Consider the following 18,190-nt stretch of genomic DNA (forward strand, 5'->3'; position numbering starts at 1 on the left):
GCGATCGAGGCGCCTGAGCGGGCTGGTTTACAGCATCAGCGGCACAGGTAGAATGGCGCCACTTTTTCGCGGATAAAACCGATGGCCTGGCCAACCCTAAGACTCATCGCGTTCATCAATGGCATCTTTCTGATCACCCTGGCTATCGGCATGGTCGGCCCGATGTTCACCCTGTTCGTCTTTGATCGCGCCGCAGAAGTGAGTCCCTTCGCCTGGTCGAGCCTGATCACCTTCATCGCCGGGCTGTCGATGATCGCCCGTGGCCGTCCTCAGGATGTGCATCTGCGCCCCCGCGACATGTACCTGCTGACGGTTTCGAGCTGGCTGATGGTGTGCATTTTCGCCGCGCTGCCGTTCATGTTCACCCAGCACATGAGTTACACCGACGCCTTCTTCGAGAGCATGTCGGGCATCACGGCGACAGGCGCCACCGTGCTGATCGGCCTGGACAACATGTCACCGGGCATCCTGATCTGGCGCTCCATGCTGCACTGGCTCGGCGGTATCGGCTTCATCGCCATGGCGGTGGCCATTCTGCCGATGCTGCGCATCGGTGGCATGCGGCTGTTCCAGACCGAGTCGTCGGACCGTTCCGACAAGGTCATGCCGCGCTCGCACATGGTCGCCAAGTACATGGTGGTGGCTTATCTGGGTATCAGCCTGCTCGGCTGCCTGGGGTTGTGGCTGGCCGGTATGAGTTTCTTCGACGCCATCAACCACAGCATGTCGGCGATTTCGACAGGCGGCTTCTCCACCTCGGACCTGTCGCTGGCCAAGTGGACGCAACCGGCGGTGCATTGGGTGGCCGTGGTGCTGATGATTCTCGGCAGCCTGCCATTCGTGCTCTACGTTTCGACCTTGCGCGGCAACTTCGGCGCGGTGCTGGGCGACCAGCAAGTGCGTGGTTTTCTCTCCATTTTGCTGGGTACCTGGCTGATCCTCGGCATCTGGTACTACCTGACTACCGACCTGCACTGGCTCGATGCCCTGCGCCACGTCGCGGTGAATACCACTTCGATCATGACCACCACCGGTTTCGCACTCGGCGACTACTCACTGTGGGGTGGTTTCGCCGGGATGCTGTTCTTCTATCTGGGGTTCATCGGCGGTTGCTCCGGCTCCACCGCCGGCGGCTTGAAGATCTTCCGTTTTCAGGTCGCCTACATTCTGCTCAAGGCCAACCTGATGCAACTGGTGCACCCCCGCGCGGTGATCAAGCAGCAGTACAACCGCCACCGTCTCGACGAGGACATCGTCCGCTCGATTCTCACCTTCTCGTTTTTCTTCACCATCACCATCGCCCTGCTGGCGCTGGCGCTGACCCTCTGCGGCCTGGACTGGATCACCGCGCTGAGCGGCGCCGCCAGCACGGTCGCCGGTGTCGGTCCCGGCATGGGCCCGATCATCGGCCCTGCCGGCACTTACGCCAGCCTGCCGGACATGGCCAAGTGGCTGCTGACTCTGGGCATGCTGCTGGGCCGTCTGGAAATCCTTACCGTGCTGGTGCTGCTGATGCCCGCGTTCTGGCGGCATTGATACCACCTGGCCACAGATGACCGGGCGCCACGAGCGCCCGGATTCGGCCAAGGCCTGCTGAGGCTTGCGCACAGCCCAGAGGGCCGCCAGCACGGTCGTGCGCCAGCGTTAACAGGCCCTATACTCTCCTGACACAACAAAAACAGGAGGCCGTCGATGAGCAGCCAGCCCCACGAGCGTTTCAACTCCTTCGCCGAGTTCTATCCGTACTACCTGCAGGAGCACGCCAACCCGATCTGCCGGCGCCTGCATTACGTCGGCAGCCTGCTGGTGCTGCTGGTACTCGGCTATGCGCTGGTCAGCCAGCGATGGCTCTGGCTACTGGCCCTGCCGGTCATCGGCTATGGCTTCGCCTGGCTGGGGCACTTCGTGTTCGAACGTAACCGACCGGCCACTTTCCAGCATCCGCTGTACTCGCTGATGGGCGACTGGGTCATGCTCAAGGACGCCCTGACAGGGAAAATCCGTTTCTAGCCGGGCGCACCGGCAAGACCGGCAAGCCGTTCGACGCGACCGTTCGGAGCCTTATGGCACTTCGCCTTTGCTGGTCTGGACGTCAACGTATATGATCCCGGTTTTCCGCTGGCCCCGTCCGCACGCCCCGTGCTGCCTGGCTCCCGGTAATGCAGTCGGATTTACAGCAGGGATCGTCACCACCGCATGAATGCAACTCTTTCCGCCATTCCGAACGGGTTACCAACGCTGCCTACGCGCGAGTATTACTCCCGTGTGCTGGCCTATATCGCCGTGGCCGCCAGCGTTGCCGCTGGTACCTACGCGCAGGTGTTCAGCCACGAACTATTGTGGCTGGTGCCCTACGCCCTGCTCTATCCGCACCTGGCGTACTGGCTCAGCAAGCGTTTCAGGGACGAGCATCCACACCGTACCGTCATGACCCTGCTGTTCGTCGATGCCCTGCACTGTGGTGCCGCCGCCGCACTGCTGGGTTTTTCGGTGGTACCCAGCCTGATGTGCCTGCTCACCCTCACGTTCAGTGCCCTGATCGTCGGCGGGCTGCGCGACATGGGCCTGGCGCTGCTGGTGGCGTGCAGCGGTGCACTGCTCACCGCCTCGCTCACCGACCTGCACGTCGCACCGGAAACCCCTGCTCTGGTGGCGCTGGTCAGTATCGTCTTTACCACCCTGTACATCTGCATCACCGCGTACTTCGTGCACCAGCAGAGCATCCGCCTGAGCCAGGTACGTATCGAGATCAAGCGTGAGCAGGAAAAAGCCGCACGCCTGGCCCGCAACCTGGCCAAGTACCTGTCGCCGCAAGTGTGGGAGTCGATCTTCAGCGGCAAGAAACACGTGCGCCTGGAAACCCAGCGCAAGAAGCTCACGGTGTTCTTTTCCGACATTCGCGGTTTCACCGAACTGTCCGAAGAACTGGAAGCCGAGGCCCTGACCGACCTGCTCAACACCTATCTCAACGAGATGTCGAAGATCTGCATGAAGTTCGGCGGCACCATCGACAAGTTCATCGGCGACAGCGTCATGGTGTTCTTCGGTGACCCGAGCAGCCAGGGCGCCAAGAAGGACGCCATGGCAGCGGTCTCGATGGCCATCGCCATGCGCAAGCACATGAAGGTGTTGCGCCAGCACTGGCGCGCCCAGGGCATCACCAAACCGCTGGAAATCCGTATGGGCCTGAATACCGGCTACTGCACGGTGGGCAACTTCGGCGCCGATACGCGGATGGACTACACCATCATCGGTCGCGACGTGAACCTGGCCAGCCGCCTGGAAAGCGCCGCCGAAGCCGGCGAGATCCTGATCTCCCACGAGACCTACTCGCTGATCAAGGACGTGATCATGTGCCGCGACAAGGGCCAGATCAACGTCAAGGGCTTCACTCGACCAGTGCAGATCTACCAGGTGGTGGACTTCCGCCGCGACCTGGGCGCCACCTCCAGCTACGTCGAGCACGAGTTGCCCGGGTTCTCCATGTACCTGGATACCAACGGCATTCAGAACTTCGACAAGGAACGGGTCATCCAGGCCCTGCAACAGGCTGCCGAGAAGCTGCGCGACAAGATCATCATGTGACACCGCCAGCGCGAACGCGGCCGGGGCGTCAGCAACTGCCCGCGACACGAGCCGGCAATGCGATCTCCAGCGGCTCACCGCTCAACAGGGGCTGCCGGGCCAGAAACTCGATAGCCGAGGCACGCCAGGACTGTCGCCCGGCCTCCTCCGCACACTGCCTGCGATCCAGCTCCAGCGCTGCCAGGCAGGCCTGACGCAGATCGTCGGCGAGCACGCCCGTCACGCCCGGCACCACCACGTCCAGCGGTCCCGGCACGGCGAAGGCCGCCACCGGGGTGCCGCAGGCCTGAGCCTCGAGCATCACCAGGCCGTAGGTATCGGTCAGCGAGGGAAACACCAGCACACTGGCGCGACGATAGAAATCGGCCAACGCCTCGCCGTGTCGATAGCCGAAGAATCTGACCTGAGCATACGCCTGCTGCAGCGCCTCTCGCTGCGGCCCATCACCGACCACCCACTTCTCGCCGGGCAGGTCGAGATCGAGAAATGCCTGCAGGTTCTTCTCCGGCGCGATGCGCCCCACGTACAGGAATACCGCGGTCACCGGCGTCTGGGCGCGGGCCTTGGGTGCGAACAGGTGGGTATGCACGCCCTTGCGCCATAACGCCAGGCGCTGCAGCCCTCGGCCGGCAAGCCCCTCGCGCAAGCGTTCGGTACTCACCAGCACCGCCTGGCTGGGACGATGAAACAGACGCAGATAGGCATACCCCAACCCCAGCGGAAGCCACGGACAGCGCGTCGTCAGGTACTCGGGAAAGCGGGTATGCACCGCGCTGGAAAAGGCCATACCTCGGCGCAGCAGCCAACGTCGCGCGGCCCACCCCAGGGGCCCCTCGGTCGCCAGGTGCACGCAATCAGGCGCGAATGCCTCGATGGCCGCAGCGACCCGCCAGAGGTCCCAGGCCAAGGGAATCTCCGGGTAGCTCGGACAGGGCACGCAGCGAAACGCACCGGGTGAAAGCACGTCGACAAGATGCCCCATGTCCCGCAACTCGCTGACCAGGGCCTGCAGGCTGGTGACCACGCCATTGACTTGCGGCGCCCAGGCATCGGTGACGATCAGCAGCCTCATGCGGCCGGCTCAATGACCGCGACCTTGTCTGCCTGCAGTTGCGCCAGGCGCTCCTGCTCATCGGCCAGGCGGTACAGTTCGATGCGCCCGTCCGGGTGCTCGATCAGCGCCGTGCAGGATTCGACCCAGTCGCCGCAGTTGAGGTACTCGACGTCTCCCAGCGTGCGAATCTCCGCGTGGTGGATATGCCCGCACACCACACCGTCGAAGCCACGACGAGCGCACTCGTGGGTGATGGCCTCCTCGAAATCGCTGATGAAGTTCACCGCCGTCTTGACCTTGTGCTTCAGGTACGCGGACAGCGACCAGTAGCCGTACCCATAGCGGCGCCGCCAGTGATTGAGCCAGCGATTGAGCACCAGGGTGACGGTGTAGGCCGAATCGCCGAGAAAGGCCAACCAGCGGTGATAGCGGGTGATCACGTCGAACTGGTCGCCGTGGATCACCAGCAGGCGTCGCCCATCGGCGGTGACGTGTTCAGCTTCGTCGACAAGCTGGATGTTGCCCAGCAACAGCTTCGAATAGCGGCGCAGGAACTCGTCATGATTGCCGGTGACGTAGATGACCTGGGTGCCGCGCTTGCTCATGGTCAGCAGGCGCCTGATCACGTTGGTATGCGCCTGCGGCCAGTAGATGCCGCCACGCAGCTTCCAGCCATCGATGATGTCGCCCACCAGGTAGATGCGCTCGGCCTGATAACGCTTGAGGAAGGCCGCCAGGTGCTCGGCCTGGCTGTCCCGTGTGCCCAGATGCACATCGGAAATCCACAGCGTACGGACACGTTGCTTGCGGCTCGGCCTTACCAGTTGTGCGATGCTCATCGGGCGATCTCCGGCAGATTTTCGGCCGAGCTTGAGCGAAAGCGGTGAAATGATTGTGAACGTGGCATGGCGATTCGATGACAGCAGCATCACGAAAGCGGCCTTTTCGCAGACGCCCGCCCGTTGCCCAGATCCCAAAAACCGGCTCACGGAGTAAACTGCCACGACCGTTCGAGGAACTCCGCCATGTCAGCGCTCTTGTCAGTACGCCACTACCATCAGGACATCGTCTGCCACGAGCATGACCATGCCCAACTGGTTTTCGGCGTGAGCGGGCACCTGCAGTTCGAGGTGGCGGGCCTTGGCAGTCGTATCAGCCGGCAAACCCTGGTGGTGGTGCCAGCCGGCGCACGCCATGCCTGCGACAGCCGTCACGGTAGCGAATGCCTGGTGTTCGACGTACCGGCGGGTGACTGGCTGGAGCGACACCTGGGCAACCATGTCGATGCCAGCCGACGCCTGCTGGACGCGCCGCAGAAGGTCGAGCTGTCGGTCACGCAGAGCGGCCTGGTCAACTGGCTGGCCGCCAGCCCGATCAACGATCCGCTGATCGCTCGCCAGGGCTCTATCCTGCTGCTGGCCAGCCTTAGTGCGCAGGCGGATTCACGTCCCAGCCTGGGCCTGCCGCTGAGCGCGCTGAACGCCTATATCGAGCGGCACGCTGCCCATCCCATTCAGGTGGCGGACCTGGCCAGCCTTGCCGGGCTTTCGGCCGCACGCTTTCACAACCGCTTTCTCGACGAGACTGGGCTCACCCCCATGGCCTACGTGCGCGATAAACGCCTGCGCCTGGGCCGGCAACTGCTGCACAACAGCCGCCTGAGCGTCGGCGAGATCGCTGCACGAGTCGGCTACACCTCGCAGAGCGCGTTCACCGCCGCCCTCTCCCGACAATTCGGCGAAACGCCCAAAGCGCTGCGCGAGCGCCAGCCTCGCGACAAATAACGCCAGTCACGCGACAGCTGATCCTGTTCCGGCCCTTTAGAGTGCAGCCAAAACAGGAGCGGCATCATGCAAATCATCGAATGGCAGGACTTCGAACGCGTCGAGCTGCGCGTCGGCACCCTCATCAGCGCATCACCCAACGAAAAAGCCTTGAAACCCGCCTACGTGCTGCAGGTGGACCTCGGCGAGCTGGGCGTCCGTACCTCCAGCGCCCAACTCACGGCCCATTACGGCGCCGACGAACTGGTGGGGCGCCAAGTGCTCTGCGTTTGCAACTTCGCCCCCAAACGCATTGCTGGAGTACGTTCCGAAGTACTGGTCACGGGAGTCTATGACAGCGATGGCAAAGTCGTCCTGGCCAGCTTCGACAAGCCCTTGCCCAATGGCGCGCGCCTGGCATGAACACCCGCAATGCACTGCTCGGCCTGCATCTGGGCGCCCTGGCGTTTGGCCTGTCCGGGATCTTCGGCGAGTTGGCGAGCACCTCGCCGATCGCCATCGTCAGCGGCCGCGCGCTGTTCGCCGTGCTTGCACTGGGCCTGTTTCTGCTCGCAACACGCAAACCGTTGCGCGTCGCAGCCCGTCACCTGCCCTGGCTGGTATTGGGCGGCCTGCTGCTGGGAGCGCACTGGCTGACCTTCTTCGAATCGGTGCGGGTGTCAGGCGTGGCTATCGCGACGCTGGGTTTCGCCAGCTTTCCAGCCTTCACCGTGCTGCTTGAAGTGCTCCTGCTGGGTGAACGCCCACGGCCTGGTGAATACCTGATGGTCGCGCTGGTCAGTATCGGTCTGCTGCTGGTTGCGCCCGCTCTGGATCCGAGCGACAGCCACACCCAGGGACTGCTTTGGGGAGTGATGTCGGGGCTGCTGTTCGCCCTGCTGTCGTTGCTTGGCCGAACCATCGCCAGACACGTCGAGCCGATCCAGGCGGCGATGGGGCAGAACCTCGTGGCACTGGCCTGCTCCCTGCCATTCGCGGGTGCAACGCTGCAGAGCCTGGCAGCCGCTCAATGGTTCTGGCTGGCGCTACTGGGCGTGTTGTGCACGGCGCTGGCGCACAGCTTGCTGGTGGCCAGCTTGCGGGTCGTCAAAGCGCGCAATGCCGCACTGATCTTCGCCCTCGAGCCGGTGTACGGCATCGGCTTCGCCTGGCTGCTGTTCAACCAGGTTCCGACTCCTGGCATGCTCGCTGGCGGCAGCCTGATCATCTTCGCGGTATGCATGAGCGCTGCTCAGGCCAGCTCGCGGCAAGTGCCGAAAACCGCCTAGTCGGCGCGACTCAATTGGCTGCGGGCCTGTCGTTGTGGCCCAGGTCGCGGGCCGGGTCGATCTGGTCGCGCACCCGCTGCTTGAGCACCTTGGCCTCGGGAAACCCTCCATCGGCCTTGCGCTCCCAGATCTCGACACCGTTGCACTGAACGCGGAAAGTACCGCCGGTGGCTGGTTCGAGGCTGACCCTGGCAAGGTCATCGGCGAAGGTCGACAGCAGTTCCTGGGCTAACCACGCCGCGCGCAGCAGCCACTGGCACTGGGTGCAATAGGTGATGGTGACTTCGGCTTTGCTGGGGGTCATGGGTGGGCTCCATTGCTCTGGCCGCTATCTTAACAGCGCGCCGGCCATGACAAGCCGCGTTACTGCACCAGCCCCGTAGCCGCGCGCCCGCGGCGAATGGTCGTAACGCTGCGGTCTTGTGGAATGGCCGCAATCGCTTTCGCGCCGGGGCGACGCGCCTACGGTCGGCGGAAATGCCGCATTAGCGTAGGAGCCGCGCCCCCGCGGCGAACCGTGCGGCCAACACCAAAATTGCGGTGAGGCCAAAATCGTTCGCGCCGAGGGCGACGCTCCCACCTGCGATGTGCTGCAACCGCCCCCGCGGCGAATCGTGCGGCCAACACCCAAATTTCGGTGAGGCAAGATCATTCGCGCCAGGGGAAACGCGCCTACGCAATACGCGCGAGCAGCTCGCGGGCTTCCTGCTTCTCGTCCTCGTCACCCTCGTTGATCACTTCGTTGAGGATGTCGCAGGCTGCTTCCAGATCGTCCTGTTCGATGTAGGCCATCGCCAGGTTGAGCTTGGTGAGGTTCTCGTGGTTGGTGACGAAGCGGTCGAACCCTTCAGCCGGCTCACTGGGCAGATCGTCCAGCTCGAGCCATTCATCCTCCGGCCCCTCCTCTTCGACCAGCATGGTGCCAGCGAACGGGCTACTGGCATCGTGGCCGAAGATATCGGTGGACTGCTCGGCACTCTGCGCCGCGGAGGATTCGGCGTCGACGCCACCACGCTTCTTGCGTGCTCCATTTTCGAAGGGGTTGACCAGATCCCAGTCGGCATCCAGCGACAGATCGTCCAGGTTCAACTGGAAATCGTCCTCCTGGGCTTTCCTCTGCTCGGACGCGGGCGCCGGAGCCGGTGTGTCGTCCAATTCGAGGATCAGCTCATCGAGACCTTCCAGCGGCTCCAGTGAATCGTCAGGGTCCTGGGCACTCAGCTGCGAGGCGAACAGTGCCGGGTAACGGCCCTTGAGCTCGTCGATACGCTCACCGTCGAACCCGGCGTTACGCAACGTGCTCTCTTCTTCGGCAAAAGCGGCCGTATTGCCCTGCTGTGCCAGCACTTCGAGCAGACGGAAGCGAATGTCCAGGCGCTGCGGGTTGGCTTGCGACGCCTGGCGCAGTACGGATACCGCTTCGCCTATACGGCCATAGGCGAGGTAGATATTGGCGCCATCCAGCGGATCGGTGGGATTCGGCTCCGCCCTCGCGACAACTGCAGGGCGTACTGGCAGCGGTACATCCACCACCGTGGCCCGCGGCGCCACGACCGGTTCGACAGCCTCGGGCGCGGGCGCCTGAACCACTGGCGGCACCACCACGACCGGCTCGGCGATGACTTCGGGGGCAGGCGTGCGCTTGCGCTTGAACAGCAACAACAGGAGCGCCAGTAAGCCCAGCAGGGCTGCCAGCAGCATGTTCCACAGATTCCAGAAACCTTCGGCAGCCGGCTGCGCAGCAGGTGCCGGAGCGGCAACAGGCTCCTGCGCGGCCGCAGGCGGTGCCGGAGCGGCGGCCGGCACTGCAGGCGCAGCGGCTGCCGGGCGCTGGGCGAGCTGCTCGAGCAACTGGGCGATCTGCTGATCACGCGCTTCCATGCGCGTCATCATGTCTTTCAACTGGTTCTGCACCACCAGCAGGTCCTGCTGCAGTTGCAGGTTCTCGGCACTGCGGTTGGCGACCTCTTCCTCGACACGGCGAATCTGCGCAAGCACTTCCACCTGCGGTTCGGCAGGCTGTTGCGGCGCGGTATCGGGGATGATCTGCGCAGGGGCTGCAGGCTGCGGTGCAGGCCCTGACTGCGCAGGCTGGCTGGGTGCGGCTTCGGCTATGCGGGCGTGATCCGGCAGCAGCAACGAGGCCCCGGCGCGCAGACGATGGATATCACCGTTGCTGAAGGCCTCGGGGTTGAGCGCGTGAATGTCCAGCATAAGGTCCTGCAGGGAGGACTGATTGCCCTCAACCCGCAGCTTGGACGCAATGGTCCACAAGCTCTCGCCGCTGGCGACCTGATAACGCTCACCCCGGCTGGCGATCGGCGTGCGGCGCGGCGGCGCATACGATGTGAACTGTTCGTTGCCAACCTGAGCCGCCTGGCTGGTGTAGGACGATGACGTCGGCGGATCGAGCAGCACCGTGTATTCGCGCAGCAACTGGCCGCCCGGCCGCTTGAGCTCGACGATGAAGTTCAGATAGGGCTCACGCACCGGCTGATTGGAGACCACCCGCACGACGCTGTTGCCGCCGCGCAGTACCGGGCTGAAGCGCAGGTCATTGAGAAAATAGATGCGCTCGACACCGGCAAGATTGAAGGCATCTGCCGGCGCCAGTGAGACCTTGATATCCGAAGTGCTCATGTCATCGCCGACCGCCAGCAGTTCGATCTCGGCATTCAGCGGCTGATTGAGTGCCGAATGCAGGGTGATCTCACCCAGCCCCAGCGCTGGCGCCAGTCCCGAATAGAATGCCGAACCTGATGCCAGGCCGATCAGTAAGTGACGAACACGAGTCATAAAAGCTCCCGATAACTCCGCTCGAAGAGTAGCTGCAGCAACCGAAACCGGATCGGTCTTCCTGCAAGATGCGGCGTAGCACAGCGCTGCGTCGGCAAACGCTCCTTGTCCCACCGAGTAGTGAGTATGGTCTCGATTCAACGGCTTGCGAGTTTTCAACCCGCATGATCCGCTCGAAGTCGAGCATCTGGCCATCATACGCAAAAAGCCAGAAATACGGCTAGTTATGTGAACGACGTCAACGTTGTGACGGGCGAATGTTCCAGGCAGCCAAAACGGTCAAGACGAACAGCGCCCCCATCAGTAGATAACTTTGCTGAAACGCCACCACCTCGGCAGAGAAATCCCCGCCCTCCCGGCGATGTCGCCACTCCAGAAAGAACGTCAGCAGGTTGACGCCGAATGCACCGCCCAACTGACGCACGAAGGTGATTGCGCCCGCTCCGTGCGCCAGCTGTTCACGGCCGAGAATGTCCAGCGCTCCGGTGCTCAGTGCGGGCAACAGAATACCCAGGCCGACTCGCCCCACGCAGGCCCAGCAGCAAAGCACCAAAAAGGAGGCCCCCGGTTCCAGCCAACCCAGCCCGAACGAAGACAGCGCCAACATCAGCAAGCCGCTGACCAGCAACACCGCAGTGGACAGACGGTCACTCAGCCAGCCACCGAGAAACGAGGCCACACCCATCAGAATGCCGGTTGGCAGCAACAGCAGACCGGCCCTGCCCGCGCTATAGCCCTCGATGGTCTGCACATGCAGAGGAATCAGATAGGTAGTGCCGTACAGCCCCATGCCGAGCGCGAGCGCCACCCAGCTGGCCTTGCGAAAGCCGACATGCAGCCAGAGCCCGAGCGGCAGCAGCGGGCGAGCACTGTGGCGGCTGCGCCATAGAAAGCCGGCCATCGCCAGGCTGCCGAGCAGGCCAGTGAGCCAGACCCGCGGCTGCACCCAGGGAAAGCGCTGCGCTTCGGCCAGGGCACCGAGCCAGGCGAACAGACCAACGCACAACAGGCTGAATGCCCACAGGTCGAGAAATGGCGTATTGCGCTGACGCGCGCTGGGCATCAGAAACTGCCCGGCGAGCATGGCCAGTACGCACATTGGCAGAGGCAGCCAGAACACCGCATACCAGCCGAAGTCATCGACCAGATAGCCGCCGATGGTCGGCCCCAGCGTAGGCGCGATCATCACGCCGAGCCCGTAAGCCCCCAGCGCGGTACCGCGACCACCGCCAGCGAACACCTGAAAGATCAGCACCATCGCCAGCGGCTGGACGATACCGGCGCACAGCCCCTGAATGACGCGCAAGGCGATCAGTTGCCAGGCGGCATCGGCCACCAGTGCGAGCAACGAGGTAACGATGAACAACCCCAGGCCCGCCTGCGCCGTCCGGCGAGCGCCGAACCGGGCCTGGGCCCAGGCAGACAGCAGCAATCCAGCGGTCATCGCCGCGAGAAACCCGGTGGACAGCCACTGGGCAAGGGGGCGGCCAATGTGGAAATCGACCATGATCGCCGGCAATGCCACATTGATGCTGGTCGACGCCAGAATCATCGCCATGCTGCCCAGCATCAGCACGACCAGCAGATACTGCGGATAACGTGGCCCGAAGCGTCTCTGCAGGAGAGACAGGTCCTGCATCAACGCCGTTCCAGGTTACCCAGAATGCGTGCGTGGACCTGCTGGCAGCGCCGCAGATCCTCCTCGTCGATGCCAGCGAAAAGCTCTTCACGCAGTTGCGTGGAGATGGCTTCGATCTGCTCGATCAGCGGTTTGGCGGCAGGGCACAAGGCGATCTTCTTGGCGCGACGATCTTCGGGCACTGCCTGGCGGGTGACCAGCCCCTGCGCCTCGAGGCTATCGAGCAAGCGGGCCAGGGTAGGCCCTTCCACACCGACACTTTGGGCCAACTCACGTTGGGTCGGCAGCTCGGCGAAACGGCCGATGTGCAGCAGCACCAGCCAGCGCGCCTGGGACAGCCCCAGACCGGCAAGCCGCCGATCCAGCTCGGCGCGCCAGGAACGGGACAGCTGGGCCAACTGCATGGCAAAACGGTGTTGTTCGGATTGGGACATTGAGGCCGCTCTTGGAATTATCAAAAACTAATTATTAGCGAGCTAACCATAGCTTTTGGCAGAGAGCAAGATTGCGGTCGTTGCGAGATAAGAGACTGTCGCGTCAATAATCGTCGATCAGGCTTCGAATTCAGCTTGTAATGCGGCCCGGACGCAATGCAGCACACCCTCCTCCACGCGCCCGACGAACAGCGGGCTGATCTGCGCCACAGGTGGTAGCTCACCCTCGCCATCGAGGAAAGCGTCCTGAATCTCGCCGAGCAGTTGCTCAGGCAGATCGAGAGCCTGCTCCAGGGAAATCTGCTGGTCAGCGATGGCCTCGGCAAGCAGCGAGTAGGCGCTCTTCTGACTGCAGCCGAGCTGACTGGCGATTTGCGCGGGGGTCATCCCGGCACGCGCCAGGCTGACCAATTCATGACGCAGATCGACCACCGGCTGCGGCGCTTCGTTGCCGGCCAGCACTTCGAGGAAAGCATCGCCGTAACGCTCCAGCTTGCGCGCGCCGACACCACTGACACGGGCCATTTCCGCCAGCGTGGTGGGCTTGCTGCGCAGCATCTCCAGCAGCGTGGCATCCGGGAAGATGACGTAAGGCGGCACCGCGTGCTCCTCGGCCAGACGCTTGCGCAGGGCACGCAGCGCTTCCCACTGCTCGCGCTCCTCGCCCCGCACCAACTGCCGCGCCGGGCTACCCGAGGCCTTGGCACTCTGTTGCGGTTTGAGGTCACGGCGCAGTTGCAGCGTCACCTCCCCCCTTAACAATGGCCTACAGCTGTCGGACAGGCGCAGCCCGCCATAGCCCTCCAAGTCCACATCAGCCAGGCCACGCGCGACCAACTGACGGAACAGCGAGCGCCACTCGCCTTCGCTGAGCGCACTGCCCACACCGAAAACAGAGAGATGCTGATGGCCAAGGCCGCGCATCTTCTCGTTGTCACGGCCGAGCAGAATGTCCACCAGGTGGCCGACGCCATAACGCTGACCACTGCGGTAGATGGCCGACAGCGCCTGGCGCGCCGGTTCGGTGGCGTCCCAGGTTTGCACGCCGTCGGTGCAGTTGTCGCAATGCCCGCAGGGCTGCGGCAACTCTTCGTCGAAATAGGCCAGCAGCACCTGGCGGCGGCAACGGGTTTCCTCGCACAGCGCGAGCATCGCATCGAGCTTGTGCTGCTCCACGCGCTTGTGGCGCTCGTCGCCTTCGGAATTGGCGAGCATCTGCTTGAGGAAGATCATGTCCTGCAGGCCGTAGGCCATCCAGGCGTCGGCCGGCAGACCGTCGCGGCCGCCACGGCCGGTTTCCTGGTAATAGGCTTCCAGCGACTTGGGCAGATCGAGGTGCGCGACGAAGCGCACGTTGGGCTTGTCGATACCCATGCCGAAGGCGATCGTCGCCACCATGATCAGCCCTTCCTCATTGAGGAAGCGCTTCTGGTTGTAGGCCCGCAGTTCGGCCGGCAGGCCGGCGTGATAGGGCAGCGCCGGAAAGCCCTGCTCGGTCAGGAAGCCCGCCACCTCTTCGACCTTCTTGCGCGACAGGCAATAGACGATGCCTGCATCGCCCTTGCGCGCGGCCAGAAACGCCAGCAACTGCTTGCGGGGCTGCTCCTTGGGCACGATGCGGTAAAAGATGTTGGGACGGTCGAAGCTGGACAGGAAGCGCTCGGCATTCTGCAAATGCAGACGATTGACGATTTCCTCACGGGTACGCATGTCCGCGGTCGCGGTCAGGGCGATGCGCGGCACATCGGGGAACAGCTCGGCCAGTTGCCCCAACTGCAGGTATTCGGGACGGAAATCATGCCCCCACTGGGACACGCAGTGAGCCTCGTCGATGGCGAACAGCGCGATCTGCAACTGCTGCAGGAAGGCCAGCATGCGCGGCTGCACCAGACGCTCCGGGGCGAGATAGAGCATCTTGATCTCGCCGCGACGGATACGATCAGCGATATCGCGCTGCTGATCCGCATCCAGCGTGGAGTTCAGCGCCACAGCGGCCACACCCAGCTCTTCCAGGGTCGCCACCTGATCGTCCATCAGCGCGATCAGCGGTGAAACCACTACCGCCAGGCCATCGCGCAGCAACGCCGGCACCTGAAAACACAGCGACTTGCCGCCACCGGTCGGCATCAGCACCAGCGCATCGCCACCACTGGCCACGCGCTCGATGATCGCACCCTGGCGGCCACGGAAGCTGTCATAGCCGAATACGTCTTTGAGGATGCGTTGCGCCTGCTCGAGCATGTAGGGTCTCCGAATCAAGCGGGGCATTATACGCAAGTGTCTCGCGGCGACGGGCAACGGATGTGTTTTTTAGCGTTTAGCACGCCGTTTTGCCTGCAACTCTGGCCGGGCTGGTTGGTCTGCTCTAACAGGCCGTTGAAAAACCTAGGCGAGGCAGCCGGTGCAAGGCGAAAACAGGTGGGAACGCGGAGTTTACGAGTTGTAAATGAGCATGACTCGCTTCGCTCGCCCTTCGGGCCGCACTGAAGTGCGTTAGCCGTAAACGCCTTGCTGAACCTGTTTTCAACGAAGCAACGGCAACGCAGATAGTTTTTCAACAGCCTGCTAGAATCCAGCCTCGTTTACTTCTTCAAGGTAGCCACCGATGTCCTTCGCCGAGCAACTGTCCCGTCTGCAAGCCTTCCTCGATGCTGATGATCTGCACGAAGAGGCGTTGGACTATGTCGCCGCACACGGTTACCTGACCGCCCTCTCCATCTGCCCGGACAAGGTCGAGACCCGCGAGTGGATCGATGCCCTGTTCTCCGAGCCGCCGCACTACCGCAGCGATGAAGAGCGCGATGACATCGAAGCCACGCTTATCCAGCTGCAGTCCCACATCGCTCGCCAGCTGGCCAGTGACGACGAGCCGGAAGTCCCTTGCGACCTGGACTTGGGCGACGAGCCTGACGACTCCGACCTGCGCGGCTGGTGCATCGGTTTCATGGAAGGCGTGTTCCTGCGCGAAGCGGTATGGTTCGACGACGCCGAAGACGAAGTCAGCGAACTGCTGCTGCCGATCATGGTCGGTTCCGGCCTGTTCGACGAGCAGCCGGAATTCGCCGAGATTGCCCGTGACCGCGATCTGGTCGACAGCATGATCGAGCAGATCCCCGAACTGCTCACCGCCCTGTTCCTGCTGTGCAACGCGCCAGAAGAGAAGCCCGCCCTGCTCAAACCTCGCCATCATTGATGGCGACGCCATCGATATGGCGCGCGAACCTTACGAAACACGCAACCCGCTGCTGCGCTATAGCCTGCTGACCCTCGGCTGGTTGAGCGTAGCGCTGGGCGTACTCGGCATCTTCCTGCCGGTACTGCCAACCACTCCCTTCCTGCTGCTGGCTGCCGCCTGCTTCATGCGCAGCTCACGACGCTTCTATCTATGGCTGGTGGAACACCCTCGCCTCGGCCCATGGATTCGCGACTATCTCGAAGGTGAAGGCATCCCCCGCAAGGCCAAGATTTACGCGATCGGCCTGATGTGGCTGAGCATCGGTGTTTCCTGCTGGCTGGTACCACTGATATGGGCCCGCCTGTTCATGCTGACCAGCGCCGTGCTCGTCAGCCTGTACATCCTCAAACAGAAGACGCTGCCGGACCGACGCTGAATAGCCGACAGCACCTGCGCGCCGGAAACGCCACTCGATTGTAGGAGCCCTCTTGTGGGCGATCCGTCGTTCGGCCTCCCCGATCCATCAGAATGGCCACCCTCGCTTCGCCCGCAAGCGGGCTCCTACGGGGGTGCGCGGCGGCGCGAATCGCTACCGTGCGAAAGGTTGGAATGCTCGAATCGGCTCGCGCCCTCAACCCCAAAACACCACTCGACTGTAGGAGCCCGCTTGCGGGCGATCCGTCGTTCGGCACCCGATCTATCAGAATGGCCACCATCGCTTCGCCCGCAAGCGGGCTCCTACGGGGTGCGCGGCTGCGCGAATCACTACCGTGCGAAAGGTTGGAATATCTCGAATCGGCTCGCGCCCTAAAGTCCAAAAAGCCACCCGACTGTAGGAGCCCGCTTGCGGGCGATCCGTCGTTCGGCCTCCCCGATCTATCAGAATGGCCACCCTCGCTTCGCCCGCAAGCGGGCTCCTGCGGGGTGCGCGGCGGCGCGAATCGCTTCCGTGCGAAAGGCTGGAATGTCTCGAATTGGCTCGCCCTCACCCCCAAAACACCACTCGACTGTAGGAGCCCGCTTGCGGGCGATCCGTCGTTCGGCCCCCGATCTATCAGAATGACCGCCATCGCTTCGCCCGCAAGCGGGCTCCTACGGGATGCGCGGCGGCGCGAATCACTTCCGTGCGGAAGGCTGGAATGTCTCGAATTCGGCTCGCGCCCTCAAGCCCAAAACGCCACCCGACTGTAGGAGCCCGCTTGCGGGCGATCCGTCGTTCGGCCCCCGATCTATCAGAATGGCCACCATCGCTTCGCCCGCAAGCGGGCTCCTACGGGGTGCGCGGCGGCGCGAATCACTACCGTGCGAAAGGTTGGAATGCCTCGAATCGGCTAGCGCCCTCAAGTCCAAAAAATCACTCGACTGTAGGAGCCCGCTTGCGGGCGATCCGTCGTTCAGCCCCCGATCTATCAGCATGGCCACCATCGCTTCGCCCGCAAGCGGGCTCCTACGGGTGCGTGGCGGCGCGAATCGCTTCCGTGCGGAAGGCTGGAATGTCTCGAATCGGCTAGCGCCCTCAAGTCCAAAAAATCACTCAATTGTAGGAGCCCGCTTGCGGGCGATCCGTCGTTCGGCCTCCCCGATCCATCAGAATGGCCACCCTCGCTTCGCCCGCAAGTGGGCTCCTGCGGGGTGCGCGGCGGCGCGAATCGCTTCCGTGCGAAAGGCTGGAATGTCTCGAATTGGCTCGCCCTCACCCCCAAAACACCACCCGATTGTAGGAGCCCGCTTGCGGGCGATCCGTCGTTCGGCCTCCCCGATCCATCAGAATGGCCACCATCGCTTCGCCCGCAAGCGGGCTCCTGCGGGGTGCACGGCGGCGCGAATCGCTTCCGTGCGAAAGGTTGGAATATCTCGAATCGGCTAGCGCCCTCACCCCCAAAACACCACTCGACTGTAGGAGCCCGCTTGCGGGCGATCCGTCGTTCGGCCTCCCCGATCTATCAGAATGGCCACCCTCGCTTCGCCCGCAAGCGGGCTCCTGCGGGGTGCGCGGCGGCGCGAACACTACTGCGCGGGAGGTTGGAATGCTCGAATCGGCTCACGCCCTCACCCCCAAAACGCCACTCGACTGTAGGAGCCCGCTTGCGGGCGATGGTTGATCCGCCAGGATCCATCGGCATGACCGCAGACAGCCAGACTGCACGTCCGGGCATCGCCAACAGATTTTCCATCCGCTGATACACTGCATGGGAGATCAGTTCACAGGAGGTGACAGGCATGACGACTCAGCGTGCACAGGATACGACCCCGACCACCCATTTCCGCAGTGACCGGGTCACCACGATCAATGGTCGGTTCTTCTTCACAACGCGCGAAGGCACCCTCGAAGGCCCCTACTTTTCCCGGGATGAGGCCGAGCGCAGCATCCCTCGCTATATCGACCGCATGCTGCAGTCGCTGGCAATCATCGAGAGCCGCAACAGCGAGGGTGGCTTCAGGCCCTGACCCATCG

General features: G+C 63.4%; 16 protein-coding genes. 9 read left to right on the forward strand and 7 right to left on the reverse strand.

What is annotated here, in order from left to right; genetic code table 11:
- Positions 1-81: 81 nt before the first annotated feature.
- The 3 genes from FHR27_RS09455 to FHR27_RS09465 all read left to right on the forward strand — a co-directional run bounded on the left by FHR27_RS09455 (position 82) and on the right by FHR27_RS09465 (position 3,585).
- On the forward strand, positions 82-1,536 hold the full coding sequence (locus FHR27_RS09455) for a TrkH family potassium uptake protein (RefSeq protein ID WP_042554031.1): 1,455 nt from the start codon (positions 82-84) through the stop codon (positions 1,534-1,536).
- Between the two features lie 156 nt (positions 1,537-1,692).
- Positions 1,693-2,010 (forward strand): Mpo1-like protein, encoded by a 318-nt coding sequence (locus FHR27_RS09460; RefSeq protein WP_042554030.1) that lies wholly within the window; start codon positions 1,693-1,695, stop codon positions 2,008-2,010.
- A gap of 186 nt (positions 2,011-2,196) precedes the next feature.
- On the forward strand, positions 2,197-3,585 hold the full coding sequence (locus tag FHR27_RS09465) for an adenylate/guanylate cyclase domain-containing protein (RefSeq protein ID WP_042554029.1): 1,389 nt from the start codon (positions 2,197-2,199) through the stop codon (positions 3,583-3,585).
- Positions 3,586-3,613: 28 nt separating this feature from the next.
- Here FHR27_RS09465 and FHR27_RS09470 read toward each other — a convergent pair whose 3' ends face one another.
- Together FHR27_RS09470 and FHR27_RS09475 are read right to left on the reverse strand one after the other, a co-directional pair.
- Positions 3,614-4,657: a glycosyltransferase family 4 protein gene (locus FHR27_RS09470; protein ID WP_179538441.1), complete on the reverse strand. Its 1,044-nt coding sequence runs from the start codon at positions 4,655-4,657 to the stop codon at positions 3,614-3,616.
- Positions 4,654-5,478, reverse strand: coding sequence for a UDP-2,3-diacylglucosamine diphosphatase (locus FHR27_RS09475; protein ID WP_042554027.1), 825 nt, complete (start codon positions 5,476-5,478; stop codon positions 4,654-4,656). The genes FHR27_RS09470 and FHR27_RS09475 overlap by 4 nt, the downstream gene beginning before the upstream one ends.
- Before the next feature lie 186 nt (positions 5,479-5,664).
- Here FHR27_RS09475 and FHR27_RS09480 point away from each other — a divergent pair, with 186 nt between their 5' ends.
- The 3 genes from FHR27_RS09480 (at position 5,665) to FHR27_RS09490 (ending at position 7,691) form a co-directional block, all read left to right on the forward strand.
- Complete coding sequence (locus FHR27_RS09480; RefSeq protein ID WP_179538442.1) at positions 5,665-6,423, forward strand: helix-turn-helix transcriptional regulator; 759 nt, start codon at positions 5,665-5,667, stop codon at positions 6,421-6,423.
- Between the two features lie 66 nt (positions 6,424-6,489).
- Entirely contained in the window at positions 6,490-6,825 is a 336-nt protein-coding gene (locus tag FHR27_RS09485) for a tRNA-binding protein (protein WP_042554025.1), read from the forward strand.
- Complete coding sequence (locus tag FHR27_RS09490; RefSeq protein ID WP_179538443.1) at positions 6,822-7,691, forward strand: DMT family transporter; 870 nt, start codon at positions 6,822-6,824, stop codon at positions 7,689-7,691. Before FHR27_RS09485 ends, FHR27_RS09490 begins: the two co-directional genes overlap by 4 nt.
- Positions 7,692-7,701: 10 nt before the next feature.
- Here FHR27_RS09490 and FHR27_RS09495 read toward each other — a convergent pair whose 3' ends face one another.
- The 5 genes from FHR27_RS09495 to recQ form a co-directional block, all read right to left on the reverse strand.
- Positions 7,702-7,995, reverse strand: a complete 294-nt coding sequence (locus FHR27_RS09495) for a SelT/SelW/SelH family protein (protein ID WP_042554023.1) — start codon at positions 7,993-7,995, stop codon at positions 7,702-7,704.
- 368 nt (positions 7,996-8,363) lie between these two features.
- The gene (locus FHR27_RS09500; protein ID WP_179538444.1) at positions 8,364-10,487 is read right to left on the reverse strand and encodes a FimV family protein; all 2,124 of its coding nucleotides are present in this window, start codon (positions 10,485-10,487) and stop codon (positions 8,364-8,366) included.
- 238 nt (positions 10,488-10,725) lie between these two features.
- Positions 10,726-12,126 carry a DHA2 family efflux MFS transporter permease subunit gene (locus tag FHR27_RS09505; protein WP_179538445.1) on the reverse strand — a complete coding sequence of 467 codons (1,401 nt, stop codon included), beginning with the start codon at positions 12,124-12,126 and terminating at the stop codon, positions 10,726-10,728.
- Positions 12,126-12,560, reverse strand: a complete 435-nt coding sequence (locus tag FHR27_RS09510) for a MarR family transcriptional regulator (RefSeq protein ID WP_042554021.1) — start codon at positions 12,558-12,560, stop codon at positions 12,126-12,128. Before FHR27_RS09510 ends, FHR27_RS09505 begins: the two co-directional genes overlap by 1 nt.
- A 117-nt stretch (positions 12,561-12,677) precedes the next feature.
- Complete coding sequence (recQ, locus tag FHR27_RS09515) at positions 12,678-14,801, reverse strand: DNA helicase RecQ (RefSeq protein WP_179538446.1); 2,124 nt, start codon at positions 14,799-14,801, stop codon at positions 12,678-12,680.
- A gap of 364 nt (positions 14,802-15,165) precedes the next feature.
- Here recQ and FHR27_RS09520 point away from each other — a divergent pair, with 364 nt between their 5' ends.
- From FHR27_RS09520 to FHR27_RS09530, 3 genes are all read left to right on the forward strand, one after another.
- The gene (locus tag FHR27_RS09520) at positions 15,166-15,753 is read left to right on the forward strand and encodes a UPF0149 family protein (protein WP_042554019.1); all 588 of its coding nucleotides are present in this window, start codon (positions 15,166-15,168) and stop codon (positions 15,751-15,753) included.
- 16 nt (positions 15,754-15,769) lie between these two features.
- Complete coding sequence (locus FHR27_RS09525; RefSeq protein WP_042554018.1) at positions 15,770-16,171, forward strand: YbaN family protein; 402 nt, start codon at positions 15,770-15,772, stop codon at positions 16,169-16,171.
- Between the two features lie 1,784 nt (positions 16,172-17,955).
- Positions 17,956-18,183, forward strand: a complete 228-nt coding sequence (locus FHR27_RS09530) for a DUF6316 family protein (RefSeq protein WP_179538447.1) — start codon at positions 17,956-17,958, stop codon at positions 18,181-18,183.
- Positions 18,184-18,190 lie beyond the last annotated feature (7 nt).

The sequence above is a fragment of the Pseudomonas flavescens genome, from assembly GCF_013408425.1.
In the GTDB taxonomy this organism is placed as follows: domain Bacteria; phylum Pseudomonadota; class Gammaproteobacteria; order Pseudomonadales; family Pseudomonadaceae; genus Aquipseudomonas; species Aquipseudomonas fulva_A.